General features: G+C 31.3%; 2 protein-coding genes. Both read left to right on the forward strand.

The genetic code is table 11. From position 1 onward, the window contains the following. Nucleotides 1–31: 31 nt before the first annotated feature. Nucleotides 32–391, forward strand: a complete 360-nt coding sequence (locus KA926_RS13755) for a transposase (RefSeq protein ID WP_224728017.1) — start codon at nucleotides 32–34, stop codon at nucleotides 389–391. 31 nt (nucleotides 392–422) lie between these two features. Beyond that, nucleotides 423–654 (forward strand): IS3 family transposase (locus KA926_RS13760; protein WP_210144630.1); only part of this gene is annotated, 232 nt, incomplete at its 3' end.

Here is a 654-nt window from a genome sequence, read left to right on the forward strand (position 1 = left end):
ATGATGCTAGACTGAATAACGGACACAGTAAATTGATAATAAATTAAGCTATAATGAAAGTAATCAATTTACAGGAGTGTTCGTTATGTCTAAAAGAAAATATGATCATAGCTTTAAAATGGAAGCAATTCAGTTAGTAGAATCTGGTAGAAAAGCAACAGAAGTTTCAAGAGATTTAGACATCCCTATTCAAACATTAACCAAATGGCTAAGTGTTTATCGTAAAGAAGGTGAAAAAGGATTTGTTGGTAGTGGTAGACGTACCCCTAAGAAACAGTCTGAAGTTGATCTACAAAAAAGATTAAAAGAGCTAGAAGAAGAAAATAAGATATTAAAAAAGGCTCTATGCACATCTTTGCCAAAGACCAGAAGTAATATACAGGTTTATTGAAGAACACCGACATGAATTTCGTGTTATAAAGATGTGTGAAGTGTTAGGTGTTTCAAAAAGTGGCTATTATGGTTGGAAGAATCGTAAACCAAGTAAACGTACAATTAGACATGATGTATTGAAAAAACATATTTATCAAATTTATATTCAAAGTCAAAAACGTTATGGTAGTCCTAAAATTACACAAGTACTAAGAAGCAAAGGATGTACGGTCACACAAAGAACAGTCAGTAAGATAATGAATGAATTAGGTATTAAATCAA

The sequence above is a fragment of the Staphylococcus sp. GDY8P94P genome (assembly GCF_017892255.1).
GTDB classification, from domain to species: Bacteria; Bacillota; Bacilli; order Staphylococcales; family Staphylococcaceae; genus Staphylococcus; species Staphylococcus cohnii.